The 14,956-nt window shown below is 68.1% G+C and carries 14 protein-coding genes; 5 read left to right on the top strand and 9 right to left on the bottom strand.

Annotated features, from left to right (window positions below; translation table 11 throughout):
• The first annotated feature begins 34 nt into the window (after nucleotides 1–34).
• Both LFM09_RS27145 and LFM09_RS27150 read left to right on the top strand, forming a co-directional pair.
• Complete coding sequence (locus LFM09_RS27145) at nucleotides 35–838, top strand: HAD family hydrolase (protein ID WP_414099383.1); 804 nt, start codon at nucleotides 35–37, stop codon at nucleotides 836–838.
• 55 nt (nucleotides 839–893) lie between these two features.
• Nucleotides 894–1,829, top strand: coding sequence for an NAD-dependent epimerase/dehydratase family protein (locus tag LFM09_RS27150; protein WP_414099384.1), 936 nt, complete (start codon nucleotides 894–896; stop codon nucleotides 1,827–1,829).
• A gap of 59 nt (nucleotides 1,830–1,888) precedes the next feature.
• Here the strand turns inward: LFM09_RS27150 and LFM09_RS27155 are convergent, their stop codons facing one another.
• Genes LFM09_RS27155 through LFM09_RS27180 form a run of 6 tightly spaced genes read right to left on the bottom strand, consistent with a single transcriptional unit; the run spans nucleotide 1,889 to nucleotide 8,484 of the window.
• Nucleotides 1,889–2,248, bottom strand: coding sequence for a DUF2304 domain-containing protein (locus LFM09_RS27155; RefSeq protein ID WP_414099385.1), 360 nt, complete (start codon nucleotides 2,246–2,248; stop codon nucleotides 1,889–1,891).
• A 2-nt stretch (nucleotides 2,249–2,250) separates the two neighbouring features.
• Nucleotides 2,251–2,940 carry a glycosyltransferase family 2 protein gene (locus tag LFM09_RS27160; RefSeq protein WP_414099386.1) on the bottom strand — a complete coding sequence of 230 codons (690 nt, stop codon included), beginning with the start codon at nucleotides 2,938–2,940 and terminating at the stop codon, nucleotides 2,251–2,253.
• Between the two features lie 58 nt (nucleotides 2,941–2,998).
• Nucleotides 2,999–4,123: a glycosyltransferase family 4 protein gene (locus tag LFM09_RS27165; protein WP_414099387.1), complete on the bottom strand. Its 1,125-nt coding sequence runs from the start codon at nucleotides 4,121–4,123 to the stop codon at nucleotides 2,999–3,001.
• A 25-nt stretch (nucleotides 4,124–4,148) separates the two neighbouring features.
• Nucleotides 4,149–5,381: a hypothetical protein gene (locus LFM09_RS27170; RefSeq protein WP_414099388.1), complete on the bottom strand. Its 1,233-nt coding sequence runs from the start codon at nucleotides 5,379–5,381 to the stop codon at nucleotides 4,149–4,151.
• Nucleotides 5,378–7,312: a DUF6541 family protein gene (locus LFM09_RS27175; protein ID WP_414099389.1), complete on the bottom strand. Its 1,935-nt coding sequence runs from the start codon at nucleotides 7,310–7,312 to the stop codon at nucleotides 5,378–5,380. Before LFM09_RS27175 ends, LFM09_RS27170 begins: the two co-directional genes overlap by 4 nt.
• Before the next feature lie 41 nt (nucleotides 7,313–7,353).
• Complete coding sequence (locus LFM09_RS27180) at nucleotides 7,354–8,484, bottom strand: acyltransferase family protein (RefSeq protein WP_414099390.1); 1,131 nt, start codon at nucleotides 8,482–8,484, stop codon at nucleotides 7,354–7,356.
• A 298-nt stretch (nucleotides 8,485–8,782) separates the two neighbouring features.
• Between LFM09_RS27180 and LFM09_RS27185 the strand changes: the two genes are divergently transcribed.
• From LFM09_RS27185 to glf, 3 genes are all read left to right on the top strand, one after another.
• Nucleotides 8,783–10,429: a glycosyltransferase gene (locus tag LFM09_RS27185; protein WP_414099391.1), complete on the top strand. Its 1,647-nt coding sequence runs from the start codon at nucleotides 8,783–8,785 to the stop codon at nucleotides 10,427–10,429.
• Nucleotides 10,417–11,325 carry a glycosyltransferase gene (locus LFM09_RS27190; protein WP_414099392.1) on the top strand — a complete coding sequence of 303 codons (909 nt, stop codon included), beginning with the start codon at nucleotides 10,417–10,419 and terminating at the stop codon, nucleotides 11,323–11,325. The genes LFM09_RS27185 and LFM09_RS27190 overlap by 13 nt, the downstream gene beginning before the upstream one ends.
• A gap of 67 nt (nucleotides 11,326–11,392) precedes the next feature.
• Entirely contained in the window at nucleotides 11,393–12,580 is a 1,188-nt protein-coding gene (gene glf / locus LFM09_RS27195; RefSeq protein WP_414099393.1) for a UDP-galactopyranose mutase, read from the top strand.
• A gap of 52 nt (nucleotides 12,581–12,632) precedes the next feature.
• Here glf and LFM09_RS27200 read toward each other — a convergent pair whose 3' ends face one another.
• The 3 genes from LFM09_RS27200 to LFM09_RS27210 all read right to left on the bottom strand — a co-directional run bounded on the left by LFM09_RS27200 (nucleotide 12,633) and on the right by LFM09_RS27210 (nucleotide 14,827).
• The gene (locus LFM09_RS27200) at nucleotides 12,633–13,217 is read right to left on the bottom strand and encodes a hypothetical protein (RefSeq protein ID WP_414099394.1); all 585 of its coding nucleotides are present in this window, start codon (nucleotides 13,215–13,217) and stop codon (nucleotides 12,633–12,635) included.
• The gene (locus tag LFM09_RS27205; RefSeq protein ID WP_414099395.1) at nucleotides 13,214–13,870 is read right to left on the bottom strand and encodes a hypothetical protein; all 657 of its coding nucleotides are present in this window, start codon (nucleotides 13,868–13,870) and stop codon (nucleotides 13,214–13,216) included. The genes LFM09_RS27200 and LFM09_RS27205 overlap by 4 nt, the downstream gene beginning before the upstream one ends.
• 171 nt (nucleotides 13,871–14,041) lie before the next feature.
• A complete protein-coding gene (locus LFM09_RS27210; RefSeq protein WP_414099396.1) occupies nucleotides 14,042–14,827 on the bottom strand; it encodes an SdrD B-like domain-containing protein in 786 nt (261 codons plus the stop codon).
• Nucleotides 14,828–14,956 lie beyond the last annotated feature (129 nt).

A 14,956-nucleotide genomic window follows, 5' to 3' on the forward strand; every position in this document is an offset into this window, starting at 1 on the left:
TTGGACTCGATAGTTGAAGAGGCAAGATGACGGGGTGGAACAGCCGCGCCTGGTCGCCTCCGACGTCGATGGAACCCTGCTCAACCCTCAGGAGAGCGTGAGCGCACGCACCGCACAGGTGGTCGCACGCGTCTTAGCAGCAGGTGTGCCGTTCGTGCTCGCCACAGGTCGCCCGCCGCGCTGGATCCCGCGCATCGCCGAAGAGGCCGGTCTCGACGGGCTCGCCGTCTGCGCGAACGGTGCGGTGCTCTACGACATCGGCAAGGACGAGATCGTCTGGGCGCGCACACTCAGCCCGATTCAGTTGCACGACATCGCCGCCGCCGTCGACAGCGTCCTCGACGACTGCACGTACGCGGTCGAGCTCGTCGGCACGCCCAAGGACGACCGCACGTTCGTCGCCGAGCTCAGCTACACCCACCCGTGGCCCGAGGGCCCGCACAGCGGCCTCTCCCGCGCGGAGACGCTCGGCCACCCGGCGATCAAGCTGCTGATCAGGCACCGGAACATGACCAGCGGCGAGATGGTCAGGGCGATCAGCGAGGTCCTGCACGGCGAGGTCGACCTCACCTACTCCACGAACAACGGCCTGATCGAGGCCTCCGTGCACGGCGTCACGAAGGCGTCCGGGCTGGCTGACGTCGCGGAACGGTTCGGCGTCGAGCGCGAGAACGTCATCGCGTTCGGGGACATGCCGAACGACGTCGAGATGCTCACGTGGGCGGGACACGGCGTGGCGATGGCCAACGGCCACGAGGCCGCGAAGGCCGCCGCGAACGAGATCACCGGCCCGAACGCCGAGGACGGCGTCGCGATGGTGCTCGAACGCTGGTTCTGAGGCACGGATACCCTGTGGCCCAAACCCCGGCCATCCCCACTACGAAGAGGTTTCCGTGCGTGCACTCGTGACCGGCGGCGCCGGTTTCATCGGCTCCACCCTGGTCGACCGCCTGCTGCGTGACGGGCACGAGGTCCACGTCGTCGACGACCTGCGCCGCGGCACCCGCACGGCGCCGGCCGACCCGGCGCACGCCGAGCGCTACTCCTTCACCCAGCTCGACATCGCGAACCCCGAGCTCACGGACGTCGTCGCCGGGTTCGGTCCCGAGGTGCTCTTCCACCTGGCCGCGCAGATCGACGTGCGGGTCAGCGTCGCGGACCCGATCCTCGACGCGCAGCAGAACGTCATCGGCACGATCAACGTCGCCGAGGCCGCGCGCAAGGCAGGCGCCCGCAAGGTCTGCTTCGCCTCCTCTGGCGGTTCCATCTACGGCACGCCGGACGTGCTGCCGGTCTCCGAGGCCGTCGCGATCAACCCCAAGTCGCCGTACGCGGCCAGCAAGGTCTCCGGCGAGGTGTACCTGAACACCTACCGTCAGCTGTACGGCCTGGAGTGCACGCACCTCGCGCTCGCGAACGTCTACGGCCCGCGCCAGGACCCGCACGGCGAGGCCGGTGTGGTCGCGATCTTCGCGAACGCCCTGCTGGCCGGAAAGCCGACCAAGCTCTTCGGCGACGGCGGCAACACGCGTGACTACGTCTTCGTCGAGGACGTCGTGGCGGCGTTCGTCGCGGCCTCCGGTGAGAACGGCGGCGGCCAGCGCTACAACATCGGCACGGGCCAGCAGGTCTCGGACAAGGACCTGCACAGCCTGGTCGCCGCGGCCGCCGGTGCGCCCGACGAGCCCGAGTACGCACCTGCGCGCCTCGGTGACCTGCGGGCCTCCGCGCTGGACGCGTCGAAGGCCGCCAACGACCTGGGCTGGGTGCCGGAGGTCGACATCAAGACCGGTGCCGAGCGCACCGTGGAGTACTTCCGCAACGCGTGACCAACGAAATCGGCCCCTGTCCTCGCGTGGAGGACAGGGGCCGATTCGCGTCCACGAGATCAGGCAGCGGTCTTCTCGTCGATCTCCGCCGGCGCCTCGGCGCTGCGGATCGCGATCGCGCGGGCCAGCCGGGCGTACCGCAGCTCCAGCTCCTTGAAGCGCAGGTACGTGTTGATCGTCGCGAAGCCGAACGCCACGATCAGGCCGTACAGCATGAGGTCGGTACCACGGCCGACGCCCACGATCTCGGCGAGCAGCGACACCCACTGAGGCCTGATCACCGCGATGACCGCGAGGATCATGAACAGCACGAAGCCGATCTTGACTCCGGCCGCCGTCTTCGTCGTTCCGTGGTGCCGCAGGAACAGCAGCAGCAGGACGACGACAGCAACGATGAGCAGGATCTGGATCAGAACCATGGTCAGCGCCTCGAACTGGTCTTGAGAGCGGAGTCGAACAGGATGTTGACGCCGTTGATGAGGGACTGGCCCTTGGACATCGAGTACTCGGTGTAGAGGATCTCCACCTGCTCCTCGGTGACCCGCCAGTCCTTGCGGGCGATCATCTCGACGATCTCGGACGCGTGGCCCATGCCGTTGAGCGTGATCGACATCTGGTCGGCGACGGTCTTGTTGAACACGCGCAGACCGTTGTGCGCGTCGGAGAGCTTCAGCTTGCGCAGCCGGGGGCTGATCGCGACGACCGTCTTCAGCACGATCCGCTTGATCAGCGGGATGTGCGAGTCGTCGCCCTTGAACCGGGTGCCGACGATGATGTCGACAGGCTCGGCGCGCAGCCGCTCCAGCATGCGCAGCACGTCGGCCACCTGGTGCTGGCCGTCCGCGTCGAACGTCACGAAGTACTCAGCGCCAGGCTGCTGGCGGGCGTACTCGATACCCGTCTGCAGGGCCGCACCCTGTCCGAGGTTCACGGGGTGCATCACCAGGTGTGCACCCGATGATCGGATCGCTTCCGCTGAGCCGTCCCGGCTACCGTCGTCGACGCACACGATGTTCGGGAACGTCTGCAGCGCGTTGCGCATGACGTCACCGATCACCTGGGCCTCGTTGTAGACGGGGACGACCAGCCAAACGTCAGACTGGTCCGCCACTGGGACCTCCTGGCGAAGTGTGGGGGTGTTGAAGGACTGACACAGGCTAGCGCGCCCGTTACGAGGCCTTTCGGCCAGCCAGCAGTGCGAAGAACTCCGAGACGGCCCGATCCCACGAAAAGTGCGCGCGGGTGCCGGTGCGCAGCTTGTCGGCCCGTGCCTCGCGTTCCGGGTCGGTGATCGCCTTCACGAGCGCCTCGGCGAGCGCCGCGGTGTCCCGAGCAGGCACGAGCCAGCCGGTCACGCCGTTCTCGACGATCTCCGCGGTGCCGCCGACGTCGGTCGCGACCACGGTGCAGCCGATCGCCGCCGCCTCCAGCACGGTCGTGGGCAGGCCCTCGGTCCAGCTCGGGTTCACGAACAGCGTCGCCCCGGCCATCTCGCGCAGCGCGGTGTCGTGGTCGACGGCGCCGAGGAACTCGACGTGGTCGGCCAGCCCGAGCGTCTTGACCTGCGCCCGCAGCTCTTCTGCCTGGGGGCCGTCGCCGCAGAGCCGCAGCTTGAGCGGGATGCCCTTGCGTTGCACCTCGGCGGTGGCGACCAGCAGGTCCGCGACGCCCTTGCCGTTGATCAGCCGGCCGACGAAGCAGGCGACCGGGGGCTCGGTGACGGGCTTCGCGGTCAGGCCGTCCTCCAGCTCGATGCCGCGGTGCAGCACCCGAGCCTCACGACCGGCGAGCCTCTTGACGAACTCACCGGCCGAACCGGACACGGCCACGACCTCGTCCGCCCAGCGCAGCACCGGCTGGCTGGTCAGGGCGTCCACCATGAACGCCACGAAGCGCACGAACGCGTTGCCGCTCTGCACCGGGCTGGACCCGTGCTCGACGTGCACGCGGCGGATCTTGGCGCGCTTGGCGAACAGCGCGGCCCACGCGTGCGGCCAGTAGAAGCGCGTGTGCGTCATCAGCACGGTGTCCGGCCCGCACTGCTCGCGCAGCAGCTTCGTGAAGCCGGGCTTGGGCACGGGGTAGTGGTCGATGATGTCGCCACCGGGCCACCGCACGACCTTCCAGCGGTCGCTCAGCTCCTCCACGCCGGCCGGCGCGCCGACCGCCGAGGTGAACACGGTGATGCGGAGCTCGGGGTCGGCCTCGAGCATCCGGCGGTGCAGTTCGTGGGTGTACGCCTCAACGCCGCCCTTGTGCGGGGGGTAGTAGGCGGGCATGTCGACCAGGTGCACGGCGCAGAACTTGCCACACGCGCGTTCAGCCGTCCGAGCGACCCCTCAGCAGGCCCAGCCACGCGAACGCGTTCGCGATCAACCAGGCCGCCGTCATGCCGATCGCGATGCCCACGACGCCGAACGCCACGCCCAGCGCGGCACCCAGGCCGACCTCGAAGCAGAACTCGACGGTGCGCACCCGCGGGCCCAGCCAGGCCCGTCCGGTCGCCTTCGCCGCCACCATCGCCGCCTGGGCGCTGGTCTGCAGGAACGCGTACCCGAGCAGGATCAGCACGACCGTCTGCAGCTGGTCCCACGGCGTGCCGAGCGCCAGCGTCAGCAAGCTGTCCGGCAGCACGAGCAGCAGCACCGCCGTCACGGCGCACACGACCGCGGCCAGGCCGGCGATCATGACCGGCGGCCGGATGACCTCGCGGGCAGAGCGGCCGGCCAGGTGCGCGAGCAGCGAGTTGCTGATGCCGATGAACAGCACGATCAGCGCGGTCACCGGGATCAACGCCTTGCGCAGCAGGCCGAGGCCGTCCGCACCGGTCACGATCAGCGCGACACCGAACGTGGCCCAGGTGCTGATCGTCAGGTAGGCGGCGTCGATCAGGAAGCCGGGGATCAGCTTGCGCTGCTCCTTCAGCCACTCCCGCACGTGGCTCAGCGCGAGCGGTGTGACCGTCACGGCGACGGCGGCCAGCGTGACGGGGACTGCCGCGAGTGCCCAGACCAGGTACGTCGTGGTCGCGCTGAGCTTGCCCACGACCGACCACACCGCTGCGACAGCGATGAACAGGCCCAGCCAGGAGGCGTCCAGCGCGATGGCCGTGCCGGCCCTCTTCTTCGCGTAGAGCACGTACCGGCTGTGGTCGAGCACGGCGGTGAACGGCGCGACGACCGCCTGGATCAGCAGCAGATCGCGCGTCAGCCCGCCGAACGGGATGGCGACCAGCGCGCACACCGCACCGACCAGGAGGCCGAACGCGAGCGAGGTCGCACCGGCGCCGCGCAGCTTGCGGTCGTCACCGGCGGTCTGCGAGACCAGCAACGGCTCCGCGGTGAGCGCCCTGCCGAGGTACCACTGACCGATCTGCACGATCGCGATCAGCGAGAACACACCGAAGTCGGCGAGGTCGGACACCAGTGCCGCGACGATCTGCAGCGCGAACGTGATCGCGCTGAACACCAGCTGGTCGATCGCGATCCCGGCCTGGGCGAGCAGCGCCCCGACCCGGCTGGTCTTCGGTGCCTCGGGGGCTTCTGGCGTCACGGCTGGTCAGCACCCTTGATCTGGTAGATCTTGGTGTGCTCGTTGCTGAAGACCAGCTGCAGCGACTTGACCTTGTCCAGGTCCTTCATGCCCTCGGCACGGGTGAGGAACGGCGCCGCGAAGCCCCAGCCCTCGAACACGTACTTGATGCGCATCTTCTCGACGATCGACCGGATCTTCGGATCGGTGTCGATCTTGTTGAACTTGGTGAAGAGCTCGACCCGGTCCTCGCCGACGGCCTTCGCGGTCGGGGTGTCGCCGAGGACGTGCCCGAACACCGGGTGCACGTCGTCGAGTGCCCACATCCACGCCGAACCGTCGCGCGGGTCGTTCATGACGAGGTCGTCCTTGCCCACGATGGTCGCGAGCTTGTCGATGCCCTCCTGCTCGGACTTCGTCACCGTGGGGTAGCCCCCGTTGTACGCGCCGATCACCCGACGCGCGTTGCGCTCGACGTAGAAGCCGTTGCTCAGGACACCGAACACCACGAGGACGAGGGCGCCGGCCGCGAGCCGCTGCCAGAGCTTGAGCTGCTCGGGGGTCTTGCGCAGCAGGGGGGACAGGGCGTCGCGGGCGAACACGAGACCGTGCCCGGCGAGCACCACCATGGCCGGGACGACCAGCGCGGCGAAGCGCCAGCGGTCGTTCCACCAGAACCCGGTCAGCGTCGCGACCAGCGGGCCCTTGTACGACGTCGTCAGCACGAACAGGCCGGAGAAGATCAGGCCGCCGGCGAGCCACCAGTACATCGGCTTGAGCTTCCGGATGCCGATGAGGCCGACGACCATCGCGGCCACCAGCCACCACTGCGGGCGCGCTGCTTCGTGGCCGAGGAAGAAGAGCTGGCCGAGCGAGTCGGCGGCGTTGTCGTGCAGCGGCCATTCGAACGTGTCGCTCTGCGCCGTGCTCGCCATGCCCAGCAGCTGCGGCACCGCGTAGATCGACGACAGCACACCGGCGGCGATCAGCATGCCGACCTCGGGCAGCGGCACCCGGCGCGCGGTCGCCCAGCGCTGCACGAGGTAGCAGACCCCGAAGATGACGGCCGCGAGCGTGATGCTCGGGTGCAGCGTGACCAGCCCGCAGATGCCGAGCGCGGCTGTGATCACGAGGGCCGGACGCAGGTTGTCGAGCGTGTGGATGAGCAGCGCGAGCAGCACCGGCATGAGCGCGAGACCGGTCGCGAACGGCCAGATCGGGCCGAAGAACTCGAGGTCGTACGGGAACGCGGAGAACATGCCCGCCGCGAGCGCGCTGCCGACGGCCAGCAGCGGACGGCCGCCGGCGACGCGGACCAGACCGACGATGCTGAGCGCCAGCAGGCCCGCGAGCAGCGCGGACTGGGTGTTCAGCACGATCGTGATCGGTGCGCCGGTGATGCCGAGCACCGTCGCGCCGAGGATGTGGAAGCCGTTCGGGTAGGTGAAGCCGGCGTTCGCCTGGTCGTTGATCGCCTTGAGCGCCGACGGCTGCGACTGGCCGGTCTCCTCGATGAACCGGACCGCGTTGGCGTGGAAGCTCGCGTCCCAGAACTGGTGGACGTCGGTGAGCATGTGCGTCGCCCGCGCCGTCACGGCCAGGCCGAGCGCCGCCGTGAACAGCACGGCAGCGGCCACGCCGGCGTGCTGCAGGCGGCTCCACGGCACGAGCGGGCTCTTGGGCTCGTCCGCGCCGACCCAGCGGCGGGCGACGAGCCGGACGCCGAACCCGATGGCGGCCGCCAGCACGGTGGCGATCAGCAGGCCCCAGATCGACCAGCGGCCGAGGATCGAGGGCACCGCTGAGGCGGAGACCGCGATGACGCCGAAGGTCAGCAGCGGGGCGGCCGTCACGGCGATCCACCCGCGCAGGCCGGAGGCGAGTCCGACCACGAGACCTGGGGCCATCAGCAGCACGAGCAGCACGCTGAACACGCCGAGCTGGGCACTCATCGGGTTTGCCTTTCAGGTAACACCCGCTGAGCGGGGCTTGCTCACACTGTATTCGGCACCAGCTGCGGCGTTTCATCGCGGGCGGGTTCCTCGCGAACCGGCTCCGGCGCGCGCTTCTTCGGCTTGCTGATGCGGTTGATGAGCTTGCGGCCGACCTCGATCATCGGCTGCTCGACCCAGCGGTACAGCATGTCCGCGATCATGAGGCTGACGATGGTGACCGCGATGGCGCTGAGCGTCCGCTCGACCTTGAACATCGGCATGACCGCCATCAGCACGATGGCCGCGAGCTGCTGCACGAGGTACAGGCCGTAGGAGCGCTCACCGATGAACCGCATCGGCGCGAGCGACAGGAACTTCGCCAGCCAGCCGCCGTTGAAGATGCCTGGCAGCAGCAGGAACACGCACACGCCGTAGACCAGGATCAGCGCGGTGTCGGAGCCGAACGCCGCCAGCCACTCCATCGCGGTGAAGTGCATGACGACGAGACCGGCCATGAACAGGAACCCGGCGGCGGGGTGGGTCAGGTACTTCATCACCGCGAAGCCGCGGCGGTAATGCATCATGATCGCGAGCACGCAGCCCATCAGGATCACGATGTAGGACGGCGTGCCCCAGCTGTAGAACGGCACCACCATCGCGGCGACGAGCAGGCCGATCGCACCGAACGCGACCGAGAGCCGGCGGCCGAACGGCATGGCGCCCAGCGCGAACGCGATCACCGGCCACACGATGTAGAACTTCTGCTCGATCGCGAGCGTCCACGAGTGGCCGAAGATGTGGCCCGCGGCGATGTACTCGTTGTTGAACGTCAGGTAGTACGGCAGCACCTCGTCCACGCGTGCGGTGTGGAACTCGCCGCGCAGGAAGTACAGCAGCACGGTCGCGCCGAGCACGACGTAGTAGACCGGCATCAGGCGGAAGATCCGGCGGATCCAGAAGTTCCGCACGGACACGCGGCCGTTGCGGTCCTCCTCGCGCAGCGCGAGCGTCGTGATGAGGAAGCCGGAGATGACGAAGAACAGGTGCACGCCCAGCCAGCCGGCGTACGGCGCCCACTTGTGCCCGCCGTAGTGGCTGAACACGACCATCACGGCCGCGATCGCGCGCAGACCGTCGAGGGCGGGGAAGCGGCGCAGAGCGAGGAACTGCGCATGCGTCAACTGCGTCATCGACGTCCTTCAGCGGGGTGGTCCGTGGACTGCGACTCCCCACACCGCGTGACGTTCGATCGACGGAGAGTCAAGCATGCACTCTTCAGAGTGCGCCCGAGCACGATGCCACACCCGATGGGGTGACGTGAAGGACCTAGGTCACTACGGCGGCCACGTAGAGCAACGTCACATCGCCGGTTCGGGCGAGTGACACGGGCAGTGGAGAGTGATGCGGACCCCACTCCGGGGTGCCGGTACCATCGGTTGCGCTCGGCTCCCGTTCGTGGTGAGCGCCGATCGACCCCATTCGAGAGACGTGACGGACACGCCTGTGTATTCCCAGCCTTCGCCTGTTTTCGAGGTGCTCGACGACAGCGGTGTAGGCCTGACCGGCGAGAACGCCCTGCTCGACGAGCGCGAACGGCGCCTGGTCGTAGGGGCCGCGAACTTCCACTCCCTCGCTGGACCTGGTCAGACCTTCCGCTTCACGGTGGTGCGCGGCCCTTCCGGCACGCTGCCCGCCCTCACTGACGAAGAACGCACGACGATCGCGTGGGAGGACGACCGGGAGGTCGTCGGTTCACTCGTCGTGCGCAGCACCGCTCCGACGGTGACCGACCTGCACTCGGCCGCTTCCGACGGCCTGGTGGACATCGCGCTCGACCTCGGTGGCCCGCCGGCGCAGATCACCGCGTACCACCAGCTGACCGGCGTGCTGGGCAAGGCCCGCAAGGCCGTCCGGTTCCTCGCGCCCGTGCAGTTCGACGCGCTGCGCCAGTTCCGCACGGACATGGTCGAGCGCAAGGGTCGTGACGTGCCGCGCAAGGCCCCGGTCCGGCTGTCCCGCGGTACCGCAGCCGCGCCGCACGGCGACACGCCCGCGATCCTGTTCGGCCTGCACTGGCTGGAGCTCGGTGGCGCCGAGCGCTGGGCGATCGACACGATCCGCCTGGCCAAGGAGGCCGGCTTCCTGCCGATCGTGATCACGGACCGCGAGTCGCCGCAGGAGTGGATCACGCGTCCGGAGCTCGACGGCGCGCTGATCGTGCCGCTGAACCTGCCGCTCGACCCGAAGCAGGAGTCGGCGTTCCTCAACGGCGTGCTGTCGGCGTTCGACGTGCGCGGCATCCACCTGCACCACAACACGTGGCTGTACAACCTGCTGCCGTGGATCAAGTCGGTCCGCCCGGACATCCCGGTCGTCGACTCGCTGCACGTCCTGGAGTGGCGCACCGGCGGTTTCGTCGACATCTCCGTGCGGCTGTCGAACATGATCGACAAGCACCACGTGATCTCGCCGCAGCTGCGCGACCACCTGATCGGCAAGCACGGGCTGCCCGAGGACAAGGTCGTGCTCGCCACGCTGGCCGGCCTGACCACCGGCGCCATCTCGGTTCCCGATGCCGACACCGTCGAGAACAACCCGTTCACGGTGTCGTTCGTCGGCCGGTTCACCCAGCAGAAGCGGCCCTACCTGTTCCTCCAGCTCGCCGCGGAGCTGAAGAAGAACTCGCCGCGCCCGGTCCGGTTCATCATGCAGGGCCACGGTGAGCTGGCCGCCGAGGTGAACAGCCTGCGCAACGGCAAGGGCCTGGCCGACGTGGTCGAGCTGCGCGGCCCGGACGTCCCGGTGAGCGACACGTTCCGCGACTCGGACGTGCTCGTCGTCTCATCGGACAACGAAGGCCTGACTCTCACGTCTTTTGAAGCAACGGCGGCAGGCGTGCCGGTCGTTTCAGCCGATGTCGGCTCGCAGGCGTCGCTGATCGCCGACGACCTGCTGTGCCCGCGGCACCCGTACCCCTTCGTCCAGGCCGCCGCGGCCCGGATCCGTACCATGATGACCTCTCCCGACCAGCGCAAGACCTGGCTCGACGAGCAGGCTTCCAAGGCCGAGGCCTTCGCGAAGCTGCCGCGAGGCGAGGACTGGACGCGTGACCTCTACCAAGGATGGCTCAAGTGAGCACTGTCGCCGCCGTTGTCGTCACTTACAACCGCAAGGACAAGCTCACAACCGTCCTTGACCACGTCCTGGCGCAGACCCGCCGCCCGGAGTGGATCGTCGTCGTCGACAACGCCTCCACCGACGGCACGGACCAGGTGCTGAAGGAGTACGAGCAGATCGACGGCGTCGTCGTCGTTCGCTTGAGCGAGAACACCGGTGGTGCCGGTGGCTTCGCGACCGGCATGAACAAGAGCTACGAGCTCGGCGCGGACTTCATCTGGATCATGGATGACGACTGCTACGCCAACTCGGACGCCCTCGAGGAGCTCATCAACGGCCACGCCAAGGCCGAAGAGGCCATGGGCATGCCGCTCCCGTACGCGTGCTCGCTGGTCAAGTGGGTCGACGGCAACATCTGCGAGATGAACAACCCCGGCACCACCTGGGACTGGGGCAAGCTGATCGCGAAGGGCCAGGAGAACGTCCTGGTCACGCACTGCTCGTTCGTCTCGGTGCTGTTCCCGCGCTGGGCCCTGACGAAGTTCGGCCTGCCGCTCACCGAGTACTTCATCTGGTTCGACGACCAGGAGTACACGCTCCGCATCACCAAGGCCGGCCCCGGTGTGCAGGTGCTGCGCAGCGTCGTCGTGCACGACCTCGGCGTGAACCGCGGCGTGAACTTCGGCGACGTGAACGCCTCCAACCTCTGGAAGTTCGAGTACGGCGCCCGCAACGAGTCGTCGTTCCGCCTGCACCACGAGAACGTGGTGTCCTGGCTGAAGTTCGTCGCCCGCCTGGTGCAGGGGACGCGCGGCGGCAACGTGCCGTGGTCCATTCGCGCCAAGCTCTTCCGCAAGGTGATCGAGGGCATCTCGTTCAACCCGAAGCCGAAGATGCCGCGCTCCGTGCTCTAACCCCGAGATCGTTTTTCCTTGGCCCCCTCGGCAATTCGCTGCCGAGGGGGCCTTGTAATCTGCGGGCGTGAACTACGCGGGTTATGACCTGATTGTCGTCGGATCTGGTTTCTACGGCCTCACGGTCGCCGAGCGCGCCGCCTCCACACTGGACAAGCGCGTGCTGGTGGTCGAACGGCGCGACCACATCGGTGGTAACGCCTACTCCGAGAAGGAACCGGAGACGGGCATCGAGGTGCACCGCTACGGCGCGCACCTGTTCCACACGTCCAACAAGCGCGTGTGGGACTACGTGAACCAGTTCACCGAGTTCACCGGCTACCAGCACCGCGTCTTCGCCATGCACGCCGGCCAGGCCTACCAGTTCCCGATGGGCCTGGGTCTGCTCTCGCAGTTCGTCGGCCGCTACATGTCGCCCGAGGACGCCAAGGCGTGGGTCGCCGAGCAGTCCTCCGAGATCGACACCAAGGACGCGAAGAACCTCGAGGAGAAGGCGATCTCCCTGGTCGGCCGCCCCCTGTACGAGGCGTTCATCCGGGACTACACCGCCAAGCAGTGGCAGACGGACCCGAAGGAGCTGCCCGCCGCGGTCATCGCGCGCCTCCCGGTCCGCTACAACTTCGACAACCGCTACTTCAACGACACGTACGAGGGCCTCCCCAAGGACGGCTACACCGCGTGGCTCGAGAAGATGGCGGACCACCCGAACATCGACGTGAAGCTCTCGACGGACTACTTCGAGATCCGCGACGAGATCCCGGCCGGCGTCCCCGTCGTCTACACGGGCCCGCTGGACCGCTACTTCGACTACAGCGAGGGCTGGCTGGGCTGGCGCACGCTCGACTTCGAGCAGGAAGTCCTGCCGATCGGCGACTTCCAGGGCACCCCGGTCATGAACTACAACGACGCGGACGTCCCGTACACCCGCATCCACGAGTTCCGCCACTTCCACCCGGAGCGCGACTACCCGACGGACAAGACGGTCATCGTCCGCGAGTTCTCCCGCGCCGCGGAGAAGGACGACGAGCCGTACTACCCGATCAACACGGCTGAGGACCGCGCCAAGCTGGAGCGCTACCGCGAGCTCGCAAAGGCAGAAGCCGCGCAGCACAACGTGATCTTCGGTGGCCGCCTCGGCACCTACAAGTACCTCGACATGCACATGGCCATCGGCGCCGCGCTGACCGTGTTCGAGAACAAGATCGCGCCGTTCTTCACCGACGGCACCCCGCTGAACGGGTCGCTCGACGACTGATTCATGGCTTTGTGAAAGGGCTGGTCAGGCATACCTGACCAGCCCTTTCGCGTTATCCGAGGCGTTCGAAAACGGCCGCGAACAGAGCGTCTCTGGCGGGATAGATCCATGGGCCTGATGCGTACGCACTGATCCACACCTCGTCGGACCCCCGCCGTGCCGCGAGGACCGTGTGCGCCATCGACTCGTAGCCCGCACCTGTCCGGTAGGCCTCGTCGAACAAGTCCGGCAGCTCGGTGAAGTCGGGACGCGTGCTGTAGACCGACACGTACCCGTCCCGACGCTGCGCGAAGGTGGCCTCGTCCGACTCGCTCGTGAACGTGATCTCCCAGGCTCCGAAGGAGCAGACGACCACGTCTCCCCTTCTGGACTCGTTCGCGTCCGGCACGGGTTCACCCGTTATCTCGGAGAGGACGTCCGACGGTGCGACGTCGGCACAGCCGGGCCCCAGCGCTGCAGGTTCCACCGGCTGGGGCTGCTCCGTCGGCGGTTCGGCAGTGGGTTCGCTCGTGGCCGGTCCGCTCGTGGTGGGTGCGGTCGTCGAGACCTGCGGGACCGTCGAGCTCGGGGGCGCGCTGACCGGTTGCGAGGTGCAGCCGGCCACCAACAGCAAGCCCGCGACCAGCAGCGCTCTCATGACAGCCGCTCGAAGATCTTGGTGAAGAGCGTTTCGAGGAACGTCGCGCGGTACTCGTCCGCGACCGGCAGGGTCCAGCTCACCCACACCTCGATCGAGCCCTGACGTGCGGCGGTGACAGACTTCCACCTCGACTCGCAGCAGTCCTCCACCGTGTCGTAGCCCTCGTCGAAGAAGTCCGGCCTCTCCCGGAACGGGGTGCCGTTGCCCGGCGCGCTCACGAACGCGTCGCGCCGCGCCGCGAAGGTCTCCTCGTCCGACTCGGTCGTGAACTCGATCCGGGAGGGCTTGCCGCCGGTTCCGCCGTCGTAGGTGCAGCGGAACAGACCGATCGGCTCGCCGGCCAGGTACGGACCCGGCGCCGGGTTGCCGCTCGCCTCGCTGATCAACTCGCTCGGGATGCACTCGTGGCTCAGATCGACGGGCTGTGGCTGCTGCCGCGCAGGTGGCTGCGGCTGTTCGGGTGCGGGGTCGGCAGGCTCGGGTTGAGCCGAGGACCCCGCAGGTTCGCTCGTGGTCGGCGGACTCGTGGAAACCGGGCTCGTCGGCCCGGGACTCGTGGACACCGGACGGGCGACGGTCGGCGCGGCCGTGGGGTTGGTACAAGCGGTGAGCAGCAACAACGTTGCAGCGAGGAGCGTTCTCGCGATCACTGTTCCCCCAAGGCGTCAGGCATTCGGACGCCTCAGGGAACGTGTCCCGGAACCGGATCTGCTGCATGAAACGAGAAACGGGCCGCCCCGGTGAGGGACGGCCCGTCAGAACTCAGTTACCCCAAGAAAGATCGGGCCCGGCTCACCCCCAGGAAAGCCGGGCCCTGGAACTCATCCGGTGACGAGGCGCTTCGACGCGGTGTCGTTGGACGTGTCCGCATCGGTGCCGCGGAACAGGCCCTTCATGACCTCGTACCTGACCTCGCCGTCGATCGGCTTCTCCACGACCACGCGCACGCCGACCCACTCGGGCGCGGAACGGCGGTCGTAGAAGTAGCCGGTGACCTTGCCCTCGGGCTCGGTCTCGTAGTACTTCGGCATGCCGCCGAGGCGTTCGATCACGCGCAGGCCGTCGGGCAGGGTGAGCTGGCCGCCGAACTGGTCGTACACGGTGCCGTCGAGGTGCGTGGAGCCGTAGATCTCGATGACGTCGCCGACCTTCGGCGTCGGGTTGGAGATGGTGAGCTGCCAGACCTTGGTGTCGACGCGAGCCGTGGCGAACGCGCTGTCGAAGTTCTCGACCTTCTGACCCGCCGTCAGCTTGACCGGCATCCACGAGGTGCCGTTGTCCGGGCGGAAGTTCGGGCCGCCGGGCACCCAGCCCTGGCCGGCGAGCAGCGAACGGTCGGTCGACTTCACGGTGTAGGAGCCGGCAGCGAGGTGCTTGAACGAGTAGCGGCCCTGCGAGTCGGTCTGCACGACCTTGTCGGTGCCCTCGATGACCATGTAGTGGCCGGCGATGCCGGGCTCGTCGGCGTCGCGGACGCGGTCGTTGTCCAGGTCGTGCCAGACGACGCCGGAGATCGAGGCGCCGCCGTAGGCCTGAGCCGTGCCGGCGAGAGCGAGTGGTGCGGCGACGGCGAGAGCGAGTGCCGCCAGACGCGTCAGGTTCTTCATTTCTTCCCCCAGGTCTTCGTCGGTGTTCGACGTGAGCAACTCTGCCGGGGCGACCTGGAAGAAACCTGCAAGACCTCGTGCAGGCCTGTGAACAGCAAAAAGGGCCCGGCTCACCCCCAAGGGAGCCGG

The sequence above is a fragment of the Lentzea alba genome (assembly GCF_047445655.1).
Taxonomy (GTDB): Bacteria; Actinomycetota; Actinomycetes; order Mycobacteriales; family Pseudonocardiaceae; genus Lentzea; species Lentzea alba_A.

Bases quoted from the DNA above. Each gene is read 5' to 3' on its own strand.
- LFM09_RS27155 (WP_414099385.1), bottom strand. From the start codon at position 2,248: ATGGTTCTGATCCAGATCCTGCTCATCGTTGCTGTCGTCGTCCTGCTG.
- LFM09_RS27175 (WP_414099389.1), bottom strand. From the start codon at position 7,312: ATGAGTGCCCAGCTCGGCGTGTTCAGCGTGCTGCTCGTGCTGCTGATG.
- LFM09_RS27180 (WP_414099390.1), bottom strand. From the start codon at position 8,484: ATGACGCAGTTGACGCATGCGCAGTTCCTCGCTCTGCGCCGCTTCCCC.
- LFM09_RS27190 (WP_414099392.1), top strand. From the start codon at position 10,417: ATGGCTCAAGTGAGCACTGTCGCCGCCGTTGTCGTCACTTACAACCGC.
- LFM09_RS27200 (WP_414099394.1), bottom strand. From the start codon at position 13,217: ATGAGAGCGCTGCTGGTCGCGGGCTTGCTGTTGGTGGCCGGCTGCACC.
- LFM09_RS27210 (WP_414099396.1), bottom strand. From the start codon at position 14,827: ATGAAGAACCTGACGCGTCTGGCGGCACTCGCTCTCGCCGTCGCCGCA.